Origin of the sequence: Campylobacter sp. RM16704 (assembly GCF_000816245.1) — a bacterium.
GTDB lineage: Bacteria > Campylobacterota > Campylobacteria > Campylobacterales > Campylobacteraceae > Campylobacter_D.
In genome coordinates this window covers 397,932-419,357 of record NZ_CP007769.1, presented here as the reverse complement: position 1 = coordinate 419,357, position 21,426 = coordinate 397,932, and the positions used below count along the sequence as shown (strand labels likewise).

Below are 21,426 nucleotides of genomic sequence, written 5' to 3'. Positions count from 1 at the left end.
TCCTTGTTAAGATAATATGCAATATATTACACAACATTTCTTACAAAGAGCTAAATTTTAATGCTCCAAAAAAATTCTATCCACTCTTTTGCTTCTTTAATACAAAACTCAGGAATTAATAATGCTGAAGGCTTGTAAAACACGCTAGCAACCTTAAGTTCTAAATGAGGATATTTTTCCATTAAAACTCTTTTAATTTCTATCATAGTTTCACCACTATCTATAATATCATCTACCAAAAGAATTTTTTTATATGAATTAAGATTAGGAATATTAAAAATTTTAATCGTATCTAGCTTTTGAGTATCTTCATAGTGAATAGAATTTAAAGAAAATAAATTTCTATTTCCCATACCTTCTGCCAAAAAATGCCCTAAAGTCATACCACCTCTTGCTATGGCAAGCAAAACATCAGGGTTAAATTCTTCTTTAATTTTACGCGTAAAAGGTATAATTTCTTTTTGAAATTCTTCATAAGTGTAATAATACATAATTTTTCCTATAAAAATTGTAATAAAAATACTAGCAATGAAATTGCACTTAAAACGATGATACCAAGATTAATTTTATCAAATTCTTTTTGCATAATACACATAAATAAATATGCTATAAAACCAAAAGCAAAGCCTGTTGTGATAGAATAAGTTAATGGCATCATAATGATGATAAAAAACGCACTTACTGCTATAGCTTTGTCTTTAAAATTAATATTAGCAACTTCCATAAACATTAAAACTCCAACAAGAACTAAAATAGGATAGATAGAATTTGAAGGAATTGCTTTAAATACTGGCAATAAAAATAAAGTAAAAACAAAACATATAGCAGCTACTAAAGCCGTAAGTCCTGTTCTACCACCTGCTTCAACACCCGCTGAACTTTCCACAAATGCAGTAACCGTGGAAGTTCCTACTACTGCACCCATAGCTGAACTTACCGCATCAGCTCCTAAGGTTTTACCTAGTTTTTTTTCACCTTGCTTTGGATCATCAAAAATTTTTCCTCTTGAACCCACGCCTGTGATAGTTCCCACACTATCAAAAAGTTGAGTTACAAAAAAAGTTAATACTATAGGGATCATACTAAGTTCTAATGCACCTTTAATATCAAGTTTGCCAAATATAGCACTTAAGCCATTATCTCCACTAATAACTGGTAAAGATAAAAGTTGTTCTGGAAATTTAGCCCCATCAATGCCAAAAATCCAAGCACATAAAGCACTCACAAATACAGCTAAAATAAATGCACCTTTAATCTTCCAAGCCCAAAACACAAAAACTAAAAATAAGCCAAACAAACCAAAAAGTACTTTAGTGCTTGAAAAATCTCCTAAGCCGACTAAAGTTGCTTCATTTTTTGTAATAATCCCCATTTGCACAAGCCCCATAAATGCTATAAAGGTTCCAATACCTGCTGATATGGCTTTTCTTAAATCATTTGGTATGCTTTTAATAACCCAAATTCTAAAATTAGTAAAAGATAATAAAGTAAAAATAAAACCTGATAAAAATACAGCACCTAAAGCACTTTGCCAAGGAATTTGATAAGTACCACACACACTAAAAGTAAAATATGCATTTAAACCCATACCCACACTCATAGCCACCGGAGTATTAGAAAAAAAGGCACTAAAAGCAGTGGCTATGATAGTTACTAATGCAGTGGCTATGATTAAAGCTTCTAATGGCATACCTGATTTACTCATAATATTTGCATTAACTGGTATAATATAAATCATTGCTAAAAAAGTAGCAATACCTGCATAAATTTCTGTTTTTATATCTGTATTATGTTCTTTAAGTTTAAAAAAATCCATTTTTATCCTTAATAAGTTTTTAATTCATTATATAAACTATCGCGTTCTATTGCAATATAACCTGAACTTTGTATCATTTCCACAAAAGTTTTCAAATTTAAACCATTTGAACTTTTTGCACCACCTGCACTTTGTATGCTTTCTTTTTCTATAGTTCCATCTAAGTCATTTGCTCCAAAATCTTGAGCAACCATAGCTAGATTTATCCCCATAGTTGCCCAATAAGCTTTAATATTTTTGATATTATCAAGCACTATTCTTGCTATGGCTAAGGTTTTTAAAATTTCAACCGAACCTAGTGGTTTTTTACCTGTAATAAAACTATTATCTTGTTGCCAAACTAAAGGTATAAAAGCATTAAAACCACCGGTTTGATCTTGAAGATTTCTTAATCTTATCATATGATTGATTCTATTTTCCCTACTTTCTATATGCCCAAATAACATAGTGGCATTACTTTGTCTTCCTTTTTCATGCCAAAGTTTGTGAATTTTTAACCAGTTTTCACTGCTAACTTTGCCATGACAAATTCTTTTTCGAACCTCTTCATCAAAAATTTCAGCTCCACCACCTGGCATAGAATCTACACCATATTCAAGCATTTTTTCTATAATTTCTTCATAACTCATATTAAATGCTCTACTTAAAAAATCAACCTCAGCAGCAGTTAAAGCTTTAATGTGTAAAAATGGATATTTTTGTTTAATCATTTTAAAAATTTCTAAATACCATTGCCACGATGTGTTTTTATTGTGTGCTGAAACTATATGAATTTCTTTAGTGTCTCTTTGAACTGTTTCATCAACTATTTTCATAATCTCTTCATGAGTCATAGTATAAGGGTTGGGATTTTTTCTATGAGCTGAAAAGGCACAAAATTTACAAGTATCCACACATATATTTGTAGGATTGATATGGCGATTGACATTAAAATAAACTTTTTTACCATGCAAATTAGTGCGAATTTTTTGTGCATATTTTCCTAAAGTAAAAAGTTCCAAATTCCAAAGCTCGTTTGCTTCTTCTTCATTTAATCTTTCTTGATTTTCTAATTTTTTTATAATTGTTTGCATATTCTTACCATTTTTTAAATTTAAAAGTATAATTATAATTTCAACTTACTTAAAATTTAATACAAAATATTTTTGGTATGATATAAGAAATTCAATACTAAGGAATTAATTTTAAATATGAATATGCAAAAAATTCAAAAATTAAAAAATTCTTTAAAAGATTATGAAGCTTATTGTTCTAGACTTTTTTTAAAACAAGGTTCATTTAGTTTTTATCATTCTAAAGAAATTGATCGATTCATAGAAGATATTTATGAGCTTGTTTTAAGTGATTTTTTTGATGATTTTTATCCACATAATGATAAATTTCCATTTTGCATTGTTGCTATAAAACAATATGCTAAAATGAATCTGAGTATAAAGGAAAATGTGGAATTATTATTTGTTTATAAAGACATTAAAGCTTATAATATCAAACCATTGATGAAAACTTTTATTGCATCTTTAAATGACATTAATTTAAGCATAAATTATCAAATTTGTGAAATAAATGGGCTTTACAATATAGCTAAAAACGAACTTAAACAAAATATTTTACAATATCGCTATATTTGTGGTTCAAAAATTTTATTTAAACAAATTAAAGAAAAAATCAATCAAACCCAAGAGGAATTAAAAGAAGAATTTGCTTTGAAGATTTTACAAAGATTTAATCCTTTTTATCAGCCTTTCATCAAACAAGAATTTGATATTAATAAAAATTTTGGTGGCTTAGATGAACAACTTGATATAGAAAATTTAAATATTTTATTTAAAGATTCTCCTAAAAATTATATGCTTTCTTTTATCAATGAAAAAGAGCTTAGTGAATTTAAACTTGCTAGTGATTTTTTATTTTCGCTTAAATGCGCAATGAATCTTTTAGAAGGTAAAAATACTAATTTATTTTTAATACAAAATTCCCAAGAACTTGCAAATTTAATGCAAAAAAAAGAGAAAAAGAATTTAGATCTTAAATCTATACTCATTCAAAAAGCTATGCAGTGTATGCAAACTTGTGGATTTTATACGCATTTTATAGCTAGATGTATTCAAGAAAAACACTATAAAGATAGCAAACTTTATGAAGTACAAGATAGCTTTTTTACTTATTCTAGTGAAAGTGAAAATCTAGACTTAATATTAAATCAACTTTTACAATTAGATGATAGAGATTATAATTTTGATATTAAACTCGTTTTTGCACTAAAAAGAGCAGAAAATAAAGATGAAAATCTAGAATTATTCAAAAAAATCTTAAAAAGAAAACATTCTTTTACTCTTTTAAAACTTCTTGCTGATGCAAATATTTTAAAAGATTTTTGTAAGCCCCTTACACAAAGCAAATTTTTACTTGAAGAAGAGGGAATTTATAGTGCATTGGATAGAGCTTTGCTTTGTTTAAAGCACTTTGAAGAAAAAGAATATACTTTTGATGAAAATATGCTTTTAATTTTAAAAATTACTATACTTTTAAGTGCAATACATGAAGAAAACGAAATTTCTTTAGCGAACATTTATAGAGCTTATGTTGGAAAATTTCAAATAAGTAGTGATTTGTTAGATCTTGGATTAAGACTGCTAAAAAATTTTAATGCATTTAAGGATATTATAGAAAAAGAAGATATTTATAATTCTACCATAGTTTTAAATTTTATCTCAAAATTAAATGATATTGAAACATTAAAAATATTACATACTTTGTCTTTGTGTAATGCTAGGGCTTTAAATATCACGAATCATTTTTACTATAAAAGTCTTGAAAGGTTATTTCAAAACGCATTAGAAGGTTTTGAAGATGAAAATTTAATCGATGAAGGACAAAGAAGAGTTAAAAAAGAACAAATTTTAAAGAGAACTAAAGCTTTTTTAGAGCTTGATGAGCAAACTCAAAATAATATCACTCATATTAAATCTAATTTATTTTTTATAAAAAATAGCTTTGAAAAAATCATTAAAATAACACAAACAGCACAGAAAGAAAACTTTATCTTTTGGCTGGATAATCAAGATAATTTTACATTAGAACTTATAATGAATAAAAAAAATAATCTTGAGAATATACTCAACACTTTAAGCTCGTTAAATTTGGTATTTATGGGTTTTTTTGAGCTATTTGATGAAAAAGTTTATCTTAAATTTGAGTATTCAGACATTGTTAGTGATACTCAAAAACAAAGCTTAGAAAATTTACTTAATTCTAAATTACACTTAAAAGTACCCAAAAAAGCAAAAAAACCAAACATTAAAAAAGATGAATTAAAATTAGATATGAATTATTCCAAAAACTATGCCAAAATAACTTTAAACACAAAAGATCAAAAAGGTTTAATGGCTTATGTAATGGATGTACTTGCAAGATATGATATTATTTTAAGTGCAGCAAAAATTCAAACTATAAAAGAAAGAACAAGAAATGTTTTAATTTTGCACAAAAACGAAAGTTTGCAAAACCATAAAGAACAAATTCTTAAATCAATAATAAGTGAGTAAATATGTGTGGAATAGTAGGATATATAGGGACTAAAGAAAAAAGAAAAATCATACTAGATGGTTTAAAAGAACTTGAATATAGAGGTTATGATAGTGCTGGATTAGCTGTGATGAAAGATGGAGAGCTTGATTTTTTCAAAGCGGTTGGTAAATTAGAAAATTTGGCAAACAAAACCATTAATTTTACTAGTGATGGTTTTGGACTTGCTATAGGCCATACACGCTGGGCTACACATGGAAAGCCAACCGAAATTAACGCTCATCCTCACCTAGGGCAATATTCTTGTGTTATACATAATGGAATTATAGAAAATTATCAAGAATTAAAAACAAAGCTTATCAAAGAAGGTATAAATTTTTTAAGTCAAACTGATACTGAAGTAATTGTACATTTATTTGAATACTATGCAAATAACTTAGAACCTTTTAAAGCTTTTGAAAAAACTATAACAGAATTAAAAGGAGCTTTTGCAATATTGCTTGTAAGTAAAAAAAATCCAAATACTATTTACTTTGCTAAAAATGCTGTGCCATTAATCATCGGTAAAAATGGAGATGAAAACGAATATTATTTTGCTTCAAGTGATGCACCGCTTGTTTCCTTGGTTGATAAAGTGGCTTATCTTGAAGATGGAGATTATGGATATGTTAATTTAAGTGAATGTAAAATTTGCCACGAACAAGCTTGTAATCAACCTAATTTTGTCGCTTTAAGTAAGGATAAAAGTTTTGCTCAAAAAGATGGTTATAGATTTTTTATGGAAAAAGAAATTTATGAACAAAGCAGAGTTTTAGGCGAAGTTTTAATGGGACGTTTGCAAGGCGAACAAATCGTTTTTGAAGATATAGATGAAACACTTTTAAAAGATATAGATGAAATAACGCTTTGTGCTTGTGGTACCAGCTATCACGCAGCTTTAAGTGGAGCTTATTTGCTAGAAAGACTTGCAAAAATTAAAACCAAAGTTGAAGTAGCTAGTGAATTTAGATATAGAGAAGCTATTATAGGTAAAAATACCCTTTTTGTGGTAATTTCTCAAAGTGGGGAAACTGCTGATACACTAGAAGCTTTAAAAATAGCAAAAACACAGGGTGTTAAAACTTTGGCAATATGCAATGTAGATAATTCTAATATCGTGCGTTTGGCTGATATATCATTACTTACTAGAGCAGGAATTGAAAAAGGCGTAGCTTCAACCAAAGCTTTTGCTACCCAAGTGGCAACTTTATGGATGCTTGCAATTTATCTTGCTCAAAAAGCAAATTTAGATATGAGTAAAGAGATTAAAGCCTTAAGAAGCTTACCAAATATAGTAAAAGTTGAACAAAGCTTACATGAAAAAGTTCATAGAATATCAAAAAGATATTTACACGGGCATGGATTTTTCTTTATAGGAAGAGATGTGTTTTATCCACTAGCACTAGAAGGTGCTTTAAAATTAAAAGAAATTTCATATTTACATGCTGAAGGTTATCCTGCAGGAGAAATGAAACACGGACCTATAGCCTTAGCAGATAGTGAGCTTTTTACCGTTGCACTAATGCCACAAAATTGCCTTTATGAAAAAACTAAGTCAAATGTAGAAGAACTTGCTGCAAGAGATTCCACCTTGCTTGCTATTTCTCCACTTGATTTTGACTTAAGTGATGATTTTATAAGAACTTCAAAACAAGAACACTACATGTGTGAATTTTTTGAGATGATGGTAATATTACAGCTTTTAGCTTTAGAAGTTTCTATACGACTTGGCAATGATGTAGATATGCCAAGAAATCTAGCAAAAAGCGTTACGGTGGAATAATTTTATGCAGTTTTTAAAACTGCATTTTATTTTTATAAATATTTTTTAAATTATAAGCAAACTTTATGGTTTATTTCGTTTAAATGTTATATATCATTTCAACAAAAAGGAAAAACTATGGAATATAGAATTGAACATGACACCATGGGTGAGGTTAAAGTTCCTAATGATAAATATTGGGGTGCACAAACACAAAGAAGTTTTGAAAATTTTAAAATCAGTTGTGAAAAAATGCCAAAAGTTTTAATTTATGCCTTTGCAAATCTTAAAAAATCATTGGCTTTAGTAAATAATAAACTAGGAAAACTAGATGATGCTAAAAAAAATGCCATAGTGCAAGCTTGCGATGAAATCGTAGCTGGAAAATTTGATGATAATTTCCCTCTAGCAATATGGCAAACAGGATCTGGTACACAAAGCAATATGAATATGAATGAAGTTATAGCAAATCGTGCTACAGAAATTATGGGTGGAGATTTTAGAAAAGAAAAATTAGTTCATCCTAATGATCATGTTAATATGAGCCAAAGCTCTAATGATACTTTTCCAACTGCTATGAGTATAGTTTCAGTAGAACAAGTAGAAAAAAAACTTATCCCTGCTTTAGATGAGCTTATAGTAACTTTTGAGAAAAAAGTAAAAGAATTTGAAGGTATTATAAAAATAGGAAGAACTCATCTTCAAGATGCAACTCCACTTACATTAGCACAAGAATTTAGTGGATATTTGTCTATGCTGCTTCACTCAAAAGAACAAATCATAGCTTCATTACCTACTTTAAGAGAACTTGCTATAGGTGGAACAGCTGTTGGTACAGGATTAAACGCTCATCCAGAACTTAGTGAAAAAGTAAGCGAAGAATTAAGCAAACTAATAGGCACTAAATTTGTCTCAAGTCCAAATAAATTTCATGCACTAACAAGTCATGATGCAATTAATTTTACCCATGGAGCTATGAAAGGTTTGGCAGCAAATTTAATGAAAATTGCAAATGATATTAGATGGCTTGCCTCAGGTCCAAGATGCGGCCTTGGGGAATTAAACATACCTGAAAATGAGCCAGGAAGTTCTATCATGCCAGGTAAGGTTAACCCTACACAATGTGAAGCTTTAACTATGGTTGCGGTACAAGTTATGGGAAATGACGCAGCTATTGGTTTTGCAGCAAGTCAAGGAAATTTTGAACTTAATGTATTTAAGCCTGTTATTATTTATAATTTTTTACAAAGCCTTGATTTATTAGCTGATGCTATGCATTCATTTAATATCCATTGTGCTGTTGGTATAGAGCCAAATAAAGAAAAAATTGACCATAATTTACATAATTCTTTAATGCTAGTAACAGCATTAAATCCACACATTGGTTATGAAAATGCAGCTAAAGTAGCAAAAAATGCTCACAAAAAAGGAATTTCTTTAAAAGAAAGTGCAATGGAACTTGGCTTAGTAAGCGAAGAAGATTTTGCAAAATTTGTTGATCCTACAAAAATGATAGGTCCAAAAAAATAAACAATAGACTAGGAAATATCCTAGTCTTTTTTTGAAAGACAATTACTTATGATTTATCAAAACGATTATTTATATATAGAAAAAGAAAATTCTCAAATTCCTTGGATTAAAATTTTTACCAAAGAAAACTACAAAGAATTAAGTGATTGCCCTGATTTTTTACAAAACATACTTTTTCAATCTGTTATAGCTAGTGAGCTTAGTTTAAAAGAATATTATAAGCCGGAAAAAATTAATATCGCATCTTTTGCAAATTATGTTCCTAGAGTACATTTTCACATAATGGCAAGATTTAAAGAGGATGCATTTTTTCCCGAATGCATGTGGGGGAAACAACAAAGAGAAATCAAAGATTTAAATTTGCCAAATTTTGAAGGCTTTACTTTGATTTTAATTGAAAGACTAAAAAAAATTTATGTTTAAAAATTTTATTCATTCTAGTTATTTAGCCTTAGCAAATCACCCACTTGGGGCAATTTTTTATTTATTTTTTTGGTTTTTGATAGCATTTTTTTACGATAGTTATATTGTATCTGACTTTTTATTTTTAGGACTTTTTGTTATTTTTTGTGAGACATTTTTTACGGCAAAAACAAGCTTAAAGCAAGCCTATAAAAATCCAAAAAATTTTTGGACTATTTTCTTTGGGTTAATTTTTTATATATTTTTACATTTTATCTTTAAGCAAGATGAAAATTATCTAATATTTTACACCAATAATACTTTTTATATATCTTTAACAATTGCTCTTATATCTTTAGTGTGTGCAAGAAAACTACACGATTTTGATACTTTTCATCATTTTTTAGCAGCCCTTTCTTTTAGCATAAGTTTTTGGCTGATTTTTGGTATATTTTTAGCTATATTTTATAGTTCATTTAATTTTTTATTTGATATTTCTTCAAGCAAGCTAAATTCTCATGTTTTATCATTATGGTTCTTTAGTGCCGGAATTTTTTCTTTATTTTTACTTGGAAATTTTATTTCATATAATTTTAATAAAATTTTTATATTTATATTAAATACTTTTAGTATTTTATATATAATCATGCTTTTTGCTTATAGCTTAGGAGTGTTATTTAATCTTTTAGAAAGTCTTAGCATAGTTCATTTGTGTCTTTGGTTTGGAGTTTTTTTATTATTTAATTTTTGGATAAATTTATCTTTTTATAAAATCAAAAAAATTATTCTTTATGCTTTTTTTATATTTTTATCATTTTTAACAAGTTTTGTATTTTATGCCATTATAACTAGAATTATACAATATGGATTTACCCCTGAACGCTTAGCTGTATTAACTCTTAATTTATGGCTAATAATTTCAAGTTTTTTAAGCGTATTTAAGCAAAATAAAGCATTAAAATTTTCTTTTTATCTACTTGCATTTATGTCGTTATTTTTGGGAATTTTTGCAAATTATATAAGTATTTCTTCTCAAAAACATCGATTAGAAAAACTAGAAAAAATTATACAAGAAAAAAAATCAGAATTTGATTATTCTAAAAGCAAACAATACTATGATCAAATAAAAGATATTAAAAATACCATATACAATCTAGATAAAAATTATGATAAATCTTATAGTTTTGATGAATTTTTAAAGAAAAATAATCTCAATCATTTAAAAAATCAAACAAAACCTTTTAATCCTGATCTTTCTATGTATAAAAATTTTAATCCAGAATACTTAAAATTAAAAAAAGACTATGATGAGATATTGTTTAATTTCACTAATAAAAGCAATTTTAAATACTCAATGAAAATACAAGATAATATTTTATACTTTTACTTACAAGAACAAGAAATTTTAAAAATTAATGATTTTGATAAAATTTTAAAAACCTATCAAAAAAACTCTCAACTAGATTATGAGCTTTACAATGGCTCTACTATAACTTTTATACCTTTAATGTTTAACATAGATGCAAGAGGAAATGTAACAAAATTTAAAACTCATATTTTTATAAAAAACACTAAATAAAAATATTTAATATTTTTATTTAAAATTTAAAAAATTTTAAAAAGGTGTAATATGAAAAAAATATTTATTTTACTTGCTTTTTGTTCTTTAGCTTTTTCTACACAATGTGAAAAAAAGATAGAACAAATTCAAAAAGAAATAACTTATGCAAAAAATTATAACCATCACCAAAAAGTTCTAAATTTAGAACTTGTATTAAAAGAAGTTCAAGCAAATTGTGCTAAAGATCCTTATTATTATGATAAAAAATTAGAAGCAAAAAAACTTAAAGAACAAGAAATTGAAAAAATCGAACAAGAGCTAAAAGAGTTAAAAAAACAAAAAGATTATATGAGTAAAGCAGAATACAAAAGTAAAAAAGAAACTTTAAAAAATAAAAAAGAAAAAATCAAAAAAGAGATTGAAGAATACTTAGACAATCTCTAATTTAATTCCAAATTTTCCACCATTTTTTATTTTGCTGTTTTAGTTTTTGCATTAAAAGATTTTGATATTTTAATGCTTCTTCGTGTTCTGAATCTAACTTTAAAAGTTCGTTAGCAGTTTCTAATGCCTTTTTATATTCTTGTAATTGCTCTAAGCATTGAATTTTTCCCACTAAAGCATCGGTGTTTTCTCTAGTTATTTTTAAACAATCCTCATAACATTTTATAGCATCATCAAATTCACCCAAATTTCTTAAACATTCTGCCTTATAATAATGTGTCCAGTTTTGATTTTCATCTAAATTTAAAGCCATATTAAGATATTTTATAGCTTCTTTAAAATCTTGCGAATATACTTTAACCGCACCCATAAAATGATAACATTCATATGATTTTGGTTCGAGCTCGCTAGCTTTTTTTGCTGCTTTAAAACTTTCTTCATATTTTCCTAAAAAGCTTAAAATTTGTGCTTTTTCTATCCAATATTCTGCAACATCATCAATTATTTTTAAGCACTCGTTAATATCCTTTAAAGCTTCGTTGTATTTTTCAAGATTTCTTTTGCATTTTGCTCTATGAAAATACGATTCATCATCTTCTTCATTGCTTAAAATCACGCTATCATAGCATTTTATAGCTTCTTCAAATATATAAAGATCTTCATAACAAAGACCTTTATAATACTTTGCTCCATTGTGATTTTTATCAATTTTTAAAGCCTTATTTAAATCTTTTATAGCTTCTTCTTCTAAGCTTAAATTATATTTAGCAATTCCTTGCCAAAAATAAAGTTTAAAATTATTTTTATCTACCTTGTGTGCTGCATTACAATAAGCTATTAATTCTTCATAAGATTCAAGTTCTTTTGCACAATATGCTCTTTCAAATAGTACATCTTTTAAATCAATATAGTCTTTATATGATTTTATAAGCTCATTGTATTCATCTATAGCTTCTTGAAATCTTTCAAGTTTGCTTTTAATCCAAGCTCTTTGAGAAAGAGAATTAGCATAATCTTCAGTATTATTTTGTTTTTTATAATATTTTATAGCTAGCTCGCTATCTTCTAAAGCTTCCTCATATTTTTCAAGATCAGATTTTAAATAAGCCCTGTTAAAAAATACATCAGGATATTCTTTTTGATATTTCAAAGCTTTTTCATAACTTATTAATGCTTCATCGTATTTATCTATCTCATATAAACTATTGCCTAAATGATAAAAACCATAAGGAACTGCGTGTTTAAGCTCTGCTAATTCTGATGGAGTAAGATCATGTTTTCTTGCTCTTTCTTGATAATATTTAGCTGCTAAGTCAAAATCTTCTATAGCCTCTTCAATCATTTTTAGATTGATTTTAGTATTACCTCTGTTAATGTATGCTTGGGCGTATTCTTCATAAAGCTCAATTGTTTTATCATAATACTTCAAAGCCTGTTCATAATCTTTTAAATCATATAAAATCCTAGCTAATGCAAAACATGGATATTGTAAATTTTCATCTAATTCAATTGATTTTTTAAAAGCATCTATTGATAATTCTATCTTTTCTAAATCTTTATAAATATGTCCCAAAATCAAATATGCCATTGCATTTTCATTATCTAATTCAATTGATTTTAAGCAATCTTGCAAAGCCCCCTCTAAATCATCTATTTTGCGTTTATTATTAGCTCTTTTATAATATGCATCAGCATAATTTTCATCATACTCAATCGTTTTAGTAAAAAATTCTACAGCTTTTTGATAATTTTCTAAATTCTCATAAGCTACGCCTTGATAATAAAGCAATTGTGTGGATTCAAAACCCAAATTTTGAGACTTTTTAAAATCAAGCAAAGCTTGTTTTGGATCAACACTAAGTAAGGCAATAGCTCTAGTATAATAAGCAATATGATATTTTGGAGCTAAATCAATACAAGTTTGTAAATCTTTTAAAGCTTTTGTGTGTTCATCTAAAAGTATATAAACTCTAGCTCTATTAAAATAAGCTAAATAATATGCATTATCTAGTGCTATAACCCTATTAAAAGCCAAAAGTGCATCTTGTAATAAATCTAATTTAAAATTACACAAACCCAAAAGATTAAATAAAAATACATTACTAGGATCAAATTCCACAGCTATAGTTGCATCTTTGAGTGCTTCTTGAAATTTTAAGCAATTAAATCTGCAAAGTGCTCTATTATGATAAGCTTCTAAAAGCAAACGCTCTTTGTCCTCATCATCTATAAAAATCATTTGACCATCTTGGGCAAGTGTGATTTCACCTTTACAAAAAGCTATAAGCTCACTTAAAATTTCATCACATTTTTCAAATTCTGAATTTTCAAAATATTCTTTAGCTAAATCTGATAATTCAACAATTAAACTATCCAATGTTTATCCTAATTAAGATTTTCTTTGTTTAAGCTTTTTAAAAAATCTTCAATATTGTATTTTGCTCTATAAGTTTCACTCATTAAATGGATTAAAATATCTCCTAAATCAAGCACAGTCCATTCTTCACTGCTTTCTATATTTAAAAATTCTTCACCTTTACTTTTAAGATTAGTTTTTAAATCATCAATCAAAGAAAGTGCATGTCTTTCCCCCATAGTAGTAGCAATTACTACAAATTTAACAAAATAATCCTTATCTTGCATATCAAAAGTTTCTATTAAATCTGCTTTTTTGTCATCTAAAATTTGAACTATATTGTTAATTCTTTCTTGCATTTTTTTCCTTTTGTTAAATATTTTTAAATTTAGAATAATAAAGCTTAACTTCTTCTTTGATTTGCTCGCAAACTTGTGTTGTTTGCAAGGTTTGCCTTATAAAAGAAGAAGAAATATTTACTTTAGTATCTAATGTTTTGAAATATTTTGGTATAAAAATACTATCTCTTTTAGCTATAACAAATTCTACCAAACTTTGCAATCTTTCAAATTCATGCCATTTTTCAAGACTTTGTAAATGATCAGCTCCTAAAATAAGATAAAATTTTGAAATTTGATATTTTTGATACAAAAAATCAACACTTTCTATACTAGGAACAGGTCTTTGCTTTTTTATTTCAAAGTCACAAATTTCAACTTTTTTTAAACCTCCCCAAATCATCTCACACCATTTTAAGCGTTTTTGTTCATCTGCTGTAAATTCTTGTTTAAATGGACTAATAAATGTAGGCATAATAATAAGCTTGTCAAGAACTAAATTTCCTAAAGCATTTAAGACTATAGCATTATGTCCTAAGTGAGGTGGATCAAAACTGCCACCAAAAAGTGCAATTTTCATTAAAATTTAACCTTTTTTTAGTAGAATTTTACCTACTTAATCATAAAAAGGAAATGAAAATGGCTGTAAAAGTTGCAATAAATGGTTTTGGACGCATTGGAAGATGTGTTGCTAGAATTATCATGAAACGTAATGATATAGAACTTGTAGCGATTAATGATACCACTGATATTGAACTAACTAAATATCTTTTTAAATACGACACCGTTCATGGTGTATATGATGGCAATGTTGAAAGTGAAAATGATGATTTAATAATTGACAATAAAAAAATAAAAGTTTTAAAAAGTAGAAATGTGGCAGATTTGGACTTTGCAAAATATGGTGCACAAATTGTTTTAGAATGTACAGGGGCACATTTAACTATGGAAAAATGTCAAGGATTTTTAGATCATGGGGTACAAAAAGTTATCATGAGTGCACCTGCAAAAGATAAAACTCCAACCTATGTTTTAGGAGTAAATGCACATGAGTATAAAGGTGAAAATATCATCTCCAATGCAAGTTGTACTACTAACTGCTTAGGTCCAATTTGTAGAGTTTTGCAAGATAATTTTGGTATAGAAAAAGGCTTAATGACAACTATTCATGCATATACTAATGGACAAAGCATTATTGATGCAAAAGCAAGAGATAAAAGAAGATCACGTGCTGCTGCACAAAATATTATCCCTACTTCTACTGGTGCAGCAAAAGCTATGAAACTTGTTATGCCTGAACTTGATGGAAAATTGCACGGCCAAAGTATGCGCGTGCCTGTAGCTGATGTATCAACGGTGGATTTGACTGCAACTTTAAAGAAAAAAGTAAGTAAAGAAGAAATCAACGAAGCTTTTAGAAAAGCAGCTAATAGTAACTTAAAAGGCTTATTGTTAGTAGATGATGAAGAAAGAGTCTCAAGTGATTTTATCACTTGTTCTTATGGTGCGATTGTAGCAAGTGATTTAACTCAAGTAATTTGTGATGATTTTGTTAAAGTAGTTGCTTGGTATGATAATGAATGGGGATATTCTTCTCGTTTAGTAGATATGGCAGTATTTGTCGCAAAGGCATAATATGAGTAGTATTTTATCAATTAAAGATATTGATCTTGCTAAGAAAAAAGTATTTATTAGATGTGATTTTAATGTTCCTCAAGATGAGTTTTTAAATATCACTGATGATCGTCGTATTCGTTCAGCTATCCCTACTATAAGATATTGTTTAGATAATGGTTGTGCAGTTATTTTAGCTTCACACTTAGGCCGACCAAAAGAAATTGCTTCAAAATATTCTTTAGAGCCGGTTGCAAAAAGACTAGCTCGCTTAATGGCAAAAGAAGTTATTATGGCTAAAGATGTTATAGGCGAAGATGCAAAGAAAAAAGCAAGTGAATTAAAGCCAAGTGAAATTTTGCTTTTAGAAAATTTACGCTTTGAAAAAGGTGAAACTAAAAACGATGAAAATTTAGCTAAAGAACTTGCTTCTATGGCTGATGTTTATATTAACGATGCTTTTGGAGTTTGTCATAGAGCTCATGCTAGTGTTGAAGCTATAACAAAATACTTTGATAATGCCAATAAAGGTGCAGGATTTTTACTCCAAAAAGAAATAGAATTTGCAAGCAATCTCATCAAACATCCAGCGCGTCCTTTTGTAGCTGTAGTAGGTGGATCAAAAGTAAGTGGAAAATTGCAAGCTTTGACTAATCTACTTCCAAAAGTAGATAAATTAATCATAGGCGGTGGTATGGCCTTTACTTTCTTAAAAGCACAAGGTTATGATATAGGAAATTCGCTTTTAGAAGAAGATTTAATTGAAGAGGCAAATAAAATCTTACTCAAAGGTAAAAATCTAGGTGTAAAAATTTATCTTCCTGTAGATGTTACAGCGGCACAAACTTGTTCACAAGAAGCGGTGATGAAATACACCCCCGTACAAGAAATTCCAGCAGGTTGGATGGGACTTGATATAGGTCCTGCTAGTGTAAGATTGTTTAAAGAAGCACTTTCTGATGCTCAAACTATATGGTGGAATGGTCCTATGGGAGTTTTTGAAATTGATAAATTCTCAAAAGGTAGCATTAAAATGAGTCATTATATTAGCGAATCTCATGCGACAACTGTAATAGGTGGTGGTGATACAGCTGATGTTGTAGCAAGAGCAGGCGATGCTGATGAAATGACTTTTATTTCAACAGGCGGCGGAGCTTCTTTAGAGCTTATAGAAGGTAAAGAACTTCCTGGTGTAAAACCTTTAACAATAAAGGATAATGAATGATTTTTGCAGCAAATTTAAAGTGTAATCACACAAGATCAAGCTTTGAACTTTATGCTCAAGAATTAAATCAAAAACTAAATTATAAAGATGAAGTTTTCATCTTCCCTCCAAGCACAGCCTTTTTAAAAGAAAAATTACCTTTCCATCAAGGAGCTCAAAATTTCTACCCTTGTGAAAATGGAGCTTATACTGGAGAAATAGGTAAAATTCATTTAGAAGAATTTAATATCAAAAGTGTTTTAATAGGCCATTCTGAAAGAAGAATTATAGGAGAAGACGAAAGCTTTTTAAAAGCTAAATTTGATTTTGCTAAAAGTTTTGATTTTAATATTATTTATTGCATAGGTGAAAGTTTAGATACTAAAAATTCTAGAAAAAGCTTAGATTTTCTAAAAAAACAAATTGAAAATATTGACTTATCTTATAAAAAACTCATTATAGCTTATGAACCTATTTACTCTATAGGTACTGGAGTGAGTGCAGATCTTAATGATATCAACACTATACTTAATTTTTTAAGAGAATTTACCGAGGCTAAGCTTTTATATGGTGGAAGCGTCAATCAAAGCAATATTAAAGAAATTTGTGCTTTAAAAAATTGTGATGGAGTATTAATAGGTTCAGCTGCATTAAATGCAAATGATTTTTTAAATATGATACAAATAGCTAAAGGTTAAAAAATGTCTTTAAGCAATGAAGAACTAAAAAGCATACTAGAACGCAAAATCGCTCTATTAGAAAACTCACATAAAGAAGAAAAAAATATCTCTTTAGATGCTGTAAGCTCTATTATCAAAACCTTAGGCTTATCTAGTGATTTTATTCCTTTAGCACAAAGATATTTTCAACTTCATACTCCACCTAGCTTAATATGGCTTCATTTAAGTGAATGTACAGGGTGTAGTGAAAGTTTGCTTAGAACTTCATTACCTGATTTTTTAGATTTGATCTTTGATTTTATTTCTTTGGAATATCATGAAACCTTTATGAGTGCAAGCGGACACCAAGCAGAAGCACATTTAGAAAAAATTTTAGAAAAAAAAGACTTTATTTTGGCTGTTGAAGGTGGAGTTTGCGCCATAGATCCATTTTTTCTAACCATAGGAGCACATGGTGAAAATGGATATGAGATTTTAAAAAAATGTGCAAAAAATGCTAAAACAATTTTTGCTATGGGAACTTGCTCAAGTTATGGAGGAATTCAAGCAGCATATCCCAATCCTACTAAAAGCGTAAAAATTTCTGAGGTTTTAGAAGAAAAGGTAATCAACATACCAGGCTGTCCTCCAAGCGATATAAATATCATTGCAGCACTTTGTTTTTATATATTATTTGAACAAAATCCTAGTTTAGATGAGCAAAATAGACCTTTGGCTCTTTATGGAAAATGTCTACATGATTTATGCGAGAGAAAAGCCAAATTTGAAGCAGGAAATTTTGCTCAAAGTTTTGATGATGAAAATATCAAACAAGGTTATTGCCTTTTTAAAGTAGGATGTAAAGGACCTTATGCATACAACAACTGCCCTAAGGTTAAATTTAATTCCAAAACCTCTTGGCCAGTAGCTGCAGGACATGGTTGTATTGCCTGTAGTGAAGCAAATTTTTGGGATGATTTTGGTTTTTATGAAAAACCTATGAATAATGAATTTTCCTATAATAGTTTTTCTACTATTATGAGTGAAAAAAATATCCATAATGCATCACTTGATAATTTAAATTCAAAAAATATTATATTAAATTTGAATGATACTACTCAAATTCTGTGTCAAAACGAAACAAAATTTAATTTTTTGGATTTTAGTTTTGAAGCTAATCCAAAAATTTTTTTAAACACTTTTGCAAAAACTAAAATGGCAATGACTTTAGTACAAAATTACCAAGAACAATTTAAAACATACTATGATTTCATACAAGAAAATTACGACGATGAGAGTAAAATTAGCAATAATATCTTAGATTTATTTTATTTTATATATCCATTTACCAGCGGAAAAAAATTAAGCCATTTAGATGAGTTTTTAGATCTTGCTTTAGCTTATAAATTTAAACATCCTAGCAAATTTGATTTTAAAATCACAATTAATGAACAAGCAAAACTTGATGTTTCTAAATCAATGCGTATGCCTTTAATTTATTTATTAGGTGGATTAGATAAAGAAGCTATTGCTTTTGGTTTGGTTTATTCTTTAAAAGAACACTTAAAACAAGCTTTAAAAGCATGTAAAAATAAGTATAGTAAAGAACAAATTTTAATTTGTTCTAACAATGAAAAAATATTAAAATTATTTTGGGATTTAACGAGTATTTAAAAACTTAATGCTAGAATATTTATCTCCCTAATATTTGAAATTTGCAAAGTTGAAAAACTTTGCAAATTTATTCAAGATTGGATTATTTTGACGATATAACCTTATCTTTACTTGAAAGGAAAAGCTATGCAAATTTCTAGCTACAATTCTCAAAATTTTTCTATGGATATTAAAACAAAAAATGGCAATCATCTTTCTTTTTCTATGTATGATAATAAAGAAGCAAAACTTGATAAAGATGGAAATTCAACTTCATTGAGTTTAAGAAATCAATTTGGTTTTTCATTTTCATATAGTGGTACTAAACTTTCACAAGAAGAAATTAACGAAATAAAAGATGCAGTTGCAAAAATACAACCACAAATTGATGAATTTATGAAAAACTCAAGAGTAGGAGCTTTAAAACCAAAAGAACTTATAACAACGGCTATGAAAATAGGTAATGCCTTACCTGAACCAAAAGATGAAGAACACAAAAAAGCTACTTTACATGAGTTATTTAATATCATGGATAAGAGTTTAAATAAAGAAATGGCAAAAGCAGATCTTGAAGATATTAAAAAGCAAATTTTCCAAGATAGTGCTAAATTGCTAGAAGAAATTTGGGAACAATATAATAATCAAGAAAATAAAAAAGAAGAAAATAAAGAATTTGGATTTTATGCATAAAAAAGGAAGTAAAATGGAAGTAAAAGATATTTTAAAAGGTATGCTAGAACTCCAGCAAAAACTAAACGATGATACCAATGGCATAGGATGGGAAAATGGTTATACCAAAGAAGGTAAATTAATCAGTTTTAGAAGATGCATTTATATGGAGTGTGCTGAGCTTATCGACTCTTTTGCTTGGAAGCATTGGAAAAGCATTTACACTCCTACAAACTGGGATAATGTTCGCATTGAAATAGTAGATATTTGGCATTTTATTCTAAGTTTAATTTTAGAAGAATACAAAGAAAGACAAATAAATGATAAAAATTTTATTGCAGAAGAAGTTTCTTCCGTGACTTTTTTTGATGACTTTTGCAAAGAAACTTCCAATCCAAATGAAGCAGATATCTATGGAATTTTAAATGATATTGAACTTATTATCCATAAATGCAGTGGGTTTGATTATGATTTAGGCGAACTCTTGAGTGCGTATTTTGTTTTAGCTAGAAAATGTGGTTTAAATTTCTTTGAGCTTTATAAAACCTATATTGGAAAAAATATATTAAATCAATTCAGACAAGAAAATGGCTACAAAGAAGGCACTTATAAAAAAATTTGGAATGGCACAGAAGACAATGAAGTTTTAAATCAAATTTTAAAAGAAACACTAGAATATAAAGAAATTTACCAAAAACTTCAAGATGCGTATAAACAAATTAAATGAATATACTATACCTAAGCTTGCAAGATTTTCTTAGTAAGCCTTTTTTAAAATTCTCATTTTTACCTTTATTTATTAGTATAATAATCTTAGGTTTACTTGTTTTTTTTACTTATGATATATTTTTTTCTTATTTTGATGATTTAATTAGTGGAAGTTTTTTAGCTTGGTTTTTTAGTTTTTCTATAGTGCAATTTTCATTAGCATTTTTAAGTGCTATTGGTGGGTTTTTTATAGTAATATTTGCTTCTATCTTTTTAACAATGCTAATCATTTCCTTCTTAACTCCCTATATTGTCAAAAAAATTAATGAAAAATATTACAACCATTCTATAGAAAAAGAAATAATTTTTTTCGAAATATTATTAAAAATTATTAAAATTATTATTATTTTTTGCATTTTATTCTGTGTGGCAACTTTTTTACTTATCATACCTTTTGTTAGCATTATTATATATTATGGCGTATTTTACTATTTATTTCATAAATTGCTTATATTAGATGTAATGAGTAATGTTTTAGATCGAGAAACATTTCGCAATTTTTATAAAAATTCATCACCTTTATATTTTAAATTATATACATTGATATTTTTTCTAATTTCTAGTATTCCTTTTATAGGAATATTTTTACAAGTTTTTTATGTTATTTTTTTAACTCATCTAACTTATCAGAAAATTCTATATTTAAAAGCTAAAACTTATGGATGAAAGAATTAAAGAATTTATTCACTCTCAAAAACTATTAACATTAAGCGTATTAGATAATGATGGTGGAGTATATTGTGCTAGTTGTTATTATGTTTTTGATGAGAAAAAACTAGCTTTAATTTTTGCTAGTGAAGAACATACAAAACACATTCAATTAGCTTATAAAAATCCTAAAATTGCTATCAATATAACACTAGATACAAATATTATTAATCTTATTAAAGGTGTGCAAATAAAAGCAAAATTTACAAAAGCGACCAAAAAACAAGGAGAATTATATTATCAAAAATTTCCCTTTGCTAAACTTGCAAAAGCTTCAATTTTCGCATCAAATATCCAATGGCTAAAATATACCGATAATAAAATTTTGCTATCTAAAAAATTAGAATTTTTTATTAAATAATATTATATTTATAATAT

Annotated in this window: 20 protein-coding genes; 14 read left to right on the top strand and 6 right to left on the bottom strand. The window is 27.7% G+C overall.

The genetic code is table 11. From position 1 onward, the window contains the following. Window positions 1-50 precede the first annotated feature (50 nt). The 3 genes from CAQ16704_RS02225 to mqnE are packed head-to-tail and all read right to left on the bottom strand — an operon-like array spanning window position 51 to window position 2,889. A complete protein-coding gene (locus CAQ16704_RS02225; RefSeq protein WP_039666701.1) occupies window positions 51-491 on the bottom strand; it encodes a phosphoribosyltransferase in 441 nt (146 codons plus the stop codon). Window positions 492-499: 8 nt separating this feature from the next. Beyond that, window positions 500-1,816: an NCS2 family permease gene (locus tag CAQ16704_RS02220; protein WP_039666700.1), complete on the bottom strand. Its 1,317-nt coding sequence runs from the start codon at window positions 1,814-1,816 to the stop codon at window positions 500-502. 8 nt (window positions 1,817-1,824) lie between these two features. Beyond that, window positions 1,825-2,889, bottom strand: coding sequence for an aminofutalosine synthase MqnE (gene mqnE / locus CAQ16704_RS02215; RefSeq protein WP_039666699.1), 1,065 nt, complete (start codon window positions 2,887-2,889; stop codon window positions 1,825-1,827). A gap of 117 nt (window positions 2,890-3,006) precedes the next feature. Here mqnE and CAQ16704_RS02210 point away from each other — a divergent pair, with 117 nt between their 5' ends. The 6 genes from CAQ16704_RS02210 to CAQ16704_RS02185 all read left to right on the top strand — a co-directional run bounded on the left by CAQ16704_RS02210 (window position 3,007) and on the right by CAQ16704_RS02185 (window position 11,079). Then, window positions 3,007-5,361 carry a hypothetical protein gene (locus tag CAQ16704_RS02210; RefSeq protein ID WP_039666698.1) on the top strand — a complete coding sequence of 785 codons (2,355 nt, stop codon included), beginning with the start codon at window positions 3,007-3,009 and terminating at the stop codon, window positions 5,359-5,361. 2 nt (window positions 5,362-5,363) lie between these two features. Further along, window positions 5,364-7,163 (top strand): glutamine--fructose-6-phosphate transaminase (isomerizing), encoded by a 1,800-nt coding sequence (gene glmS, locus CAQ16704_RS02205; protein WP_039666697.1) that lies wholly within the window; start codon window positions 5,364-5,366, stop codon window positions 7,161-7,163. Between the two features lie 117 nt (window positions 7,164-7,280). Next, on the top strand, window positions 7,281-8,672 hold the full coding sequence (fumC, locus tag CAQ16704_RS02200; protein WP_039666696.1) for a class II fumarate hydratase: 1,392 nt from the start codon (window positions 7,281-7,283) through the stop codon (window positions 8,670-8,672). A 48-nt stretch (window positions 8,673-8,720) separates the two neighbouring features. Beyond that, window positions 8,721-9,095: an HIT family protein gene (locus tag CAQ16704_RS02195; protein WP_039666695.1), complete on the top strand. Its 375-nt coding sequence runs from the start codon at window positions 8,721-8,723 to the stop codon at window positions 9,093-9,095. Beyond that, window positions 9,088-10,653 (top strand): DUF4153 domain-containing protein, encoded by a 1,566-nt coding sequence (locus tag CAQ16704_RS02190; protein WP_039666694.1) that lies wholly within the window; start codon window positions 9,088-9,090, stop codon window positions 10,651-10,653. The genes CAQ16704_RS02195 and CAQ16704_RS02190 overlap by 8 nt, the downstream gene beginning before the upstream one ends. A 51-nt stretch (window positions 10,654-10,704) precedes the next feature. After that, complete coding sequence (locus tag CAQ16704_RS02185; protein WP_039666693.1) at window positions 10,705-11,079, top strand: DUF1090 family protein; 375 nt, start codon at window positions 10,705-10,707, stop codon at window positions 11,077-11,079. Between the two features lies 1 nt (window position 11,080). On the opposite strand, the gene CAQ16704_RS02180 is transcribed toward CAQ16704_RS02185, so the two are convergent. From CAQ16704_RS02180 to nadD, 3 genes are read right to left on the bottom strand one after another with little or no spacing between them, the layout of a single operon-like run. Further along, entirely contained in the window at window positions 11,081-13,456 is a 2,376-nt protein-coding gene (locus CAQ16704_RS02180) for a tetratricopeptide repeat protein (protein WP_039666692.1), read from the bottom strand. 8 nt (window positions 13,457-13,464) lie between these two features. Continuing rightward, on the bottom strand, window positions 13,465-13,794 hold the full coding sequence (rsfS, locus tag CAQ16704_RS02175; RefSeq protein WP_039666691.1) for a ribosome silencing factor: 330 nt from the start codon (window positions 13,792-13,794) through the stop codon (window positions 13,465-13,467). Between the two features lie 13 nt (window positions 13,795-13,807). Then, window positions 13,808-14,353 carry a nicotinate (nicotinamide) nucleotide adenylyltransferase gene (gene nadD, locus CAQ16704_RS02170; RefSeq protein ID WP_039666690.1) on the bottom strand — a complete coding sequence of 182 codons (546 nt, stop codon included), beginning with the start codon at window positions 14,351-14,353 and terminating at the stop codon, window positions 13,808-13,810. A gap of 59 nt (window positions 14,354-14,412) precedes the next feature. Between nadD and gap the strand changes: the two genes are divergently transcribed. The 8 genes from gap (at window position 14,413) to CAQ16704_RS02130 (ending at window position 21,409) form a co-directional block, all read left to right on the top strand. Next, complete coding sequence (gene gap, locus CAQ16704_RS02165) at window positions 14,413-15,408, top strand: type I glyceraldehyde-3-phosphate dehydrogenase (RefSeq protein WP_039666689.1); 996 nt, start codon at window positions 14,413-14,415, stop codon at window positions 15,406-15,408. Between the two features lies 1 nt (window position 15,409). Then, complete coding sequence (locus tag CAQ16704_RS02160) at window positions 15,410-16,612, top strand: phosphoglycerate kinase (protein ID WP_039617701.1); 1,203 nt, start codon at window positions 15,410-15,412, stop codon at window positions 16,610-16,612. Then, window positions 16,609-17,289, top strand: coding sequence for a triose-phosphate isomerase (locus tag CAQ16704_RS02155; protein WP_039666688.1), 681 nt, complete (start codon window positions 16,609-16,611; stop codon window positions 17,287-17,289). The genes CAQ16704_RS02160 and CAQ16704_RS02155 overlap by 4 nt, the downstream gene beginning before the upstream one ends. A 3-nt stretch (window positions 17,290-17,292) precedes the next feature. Beyond that, on the top strand, window positions 17,293-18,924 hold the full coding sequence (locus CAQ16704_RS02150; RefSeq protein WP_039666687.1) for a hydrogenase small subunit: 1,632 nt from the start codon (window positions 17,293-17,295) through the stop codon (window positions 18,922-18,924). Between the two features lie 126 nt (window positions 18,925-19,050). Then, on the top strand, window positions 19,051-19,593 hold the full coding sequence (locus CAQ16704_RS02145) for an invasion antigen I (protein WP_039666686.1): 543 nt from the start codon (window positions 19,051-19,053) through the stop codon (window positions 19,591-19,593). A 13-nt stretch (window positions 19,594-19,606) separates the two neighbouring features. Then, entirely contained in the window at window positions 19,607-20,299 is a 693-nt protein-coding gene (gene dut / locus CAQ16704_RS02140) for a dUTPase (RefSeq protein ID WP_039666685.1), read from the top strand. Further along, window positions 20,296-21,006 (top strand): EI24 domain-containing protein, encoded by a 711-nt coding sequence (locus tag CAQ16704_RS02135; protein ID WP_039666684.1) that lies wholly within the window; start codon window positions 20,296-20,298, stop codon window positions 21,004-21,006. The genes dut and CAQ16704_RS02135 overlap by 4 nt, the downstream gene beginning before the upstream one ends. Continuing rightward, complete coding sequence (locus CAQ16704_RS02130; RefSeq protein WP_039666683.1) at window positions 20,999-21,409, top strand: pyridoxine 5'-phosphate oxidase family protein; 411 nt, start codon at window positions 20,999-21,001, stop codon at window positions 21,407-21,409. The genes CAQ16704_RS02135 and CAQ16704_RS02130 overlap by 8 nt, the downstream gene beginning before the upstream one ends. Window positions 21,410-21,426: the final 17 nt, after the last annotated feature.

Coding starts and splice junctions, on each gene's coding strand:
- CAQ16704_RS02225 (WP_039666701.1), bottom strand. CDS start 491: ATGTATTATTACACTTATGAAGAATTTCAAAAAGAAATTATACCTTTT.
- CAQ16704_RS02130 (WP_039666683.1), top strand. CDS start 20,999: ATGGATGAAAGAATTAAAGAATTTATTCACTCTCAAAAACTATTAACA.
- CAQ16704_RS02155 (WP_039666688.1), top strand. CDS start 16,609: ATGATTTTTGCAGCAAATTTAAAGTGTAATCACACAAGATCAAGCTTT.
- dut (WP_039666685.1), top strand. CDS start 19,607: ATGGAAGTAAAAGATATTTTAAAAGGTATGCTAGAACTCCAGCAAAAA.
- gap (WP_039666689.1), top strand. CDS start 14,413: ATGGCTGTAAAAGTTGCAATAAATGGTTTTGGACGCATTGGAAGATGT.
- CAQ16704_RS02145 (WP_039666686.1), top strand. CDS start 19,051: ATGCAAATTTCTAGCTACAATTCTCAAAATTTTTCTATGGATATTAAA.
- CAQ16704_RS02135 (WP_039666684.1), top strand. CDS start 20,296: ATGAATATACTATACCTAAGCTTGCAAGATTTTCTTAGTAAGCCTTTT.
- rsfS (WP_039666691.1), bottom strand. CDS start 13,794: ATGCAAGAAAGAATTAACAATATAGTTCAAATTTTAGATGACAAAAAA.
- CAQ16704_RS02220 (WP_039666700.1), bottom strand. CDS start 1,816: ATGGATTTTTTTAAACTTAAAGAACATAATACAGATATAAAAACAGAA.
- CAQ16704_RS02190 (WP_039666694.1), top strand. CDS start 9,088: ATGTTTAAAAATTTTATTCATTCTAGTTATTTAGCCTTAGCAAATCAC.
- CAQ16704_RS02160 (WP_039617701.1), top strand. CDS start 15,410: ATGAGTAGTATTTTATCAATTAAAGATATTGATCTTGCTAAGAAAAAA.
- mqnE (WP_039666699.1), bottom strand. CDS start 2,889: ATGCAAACAATTATAAAAAAATTAGAAAATCAAGAAAGATTAAATGAA.
- CAQ16704_RS02185 (WP_039666693.1), top strand. CDS start 10,705: ATGAAAAAAATATTTATTTTACTTGCTTTTTGTTCTTTAGCTTTTTCT.
- glmS (WP_039666697.1), top strand. CDS start 5,364: ATGTGTGGAATAGTAGGATATATAGGGACTAAAGAAAAAAGAAAAATC.
- nadD (WP_039666690.1), bottom strand. CDS start 14,353: ATGAAAATTGCACTTTTTGGTGGCAGTTTTGATCCACCTCACTTAGGA.
- CAQ16704_RS02150 (WP_039666687.1), top strand. CDS start 17,293: ATGTCTTTAAGCAATGAAGAACTAAAAAGCATACTAGAACGCAAAATC.
- CAQ16704_RS02210 (WP_039666698.1), top strand. CDS start 3,007: ATGAATATGCAAAAAATTCAAAAATTAAAAAATTCTTTAAAAGATTAT.
- fumC (WP_039666696.1), top strand. CDS start 7,281: ATGGAATATAGAATTGAACATGACACCATGGGTGAGGTTAAAGTTCCT.
- CAQ16704_RS02195 (WP_039666695.1), top strand. CDS start 8,721: ATGATTTATCAAAACGATTATTTATATATAGAAAAAGAAAATTCTCAA.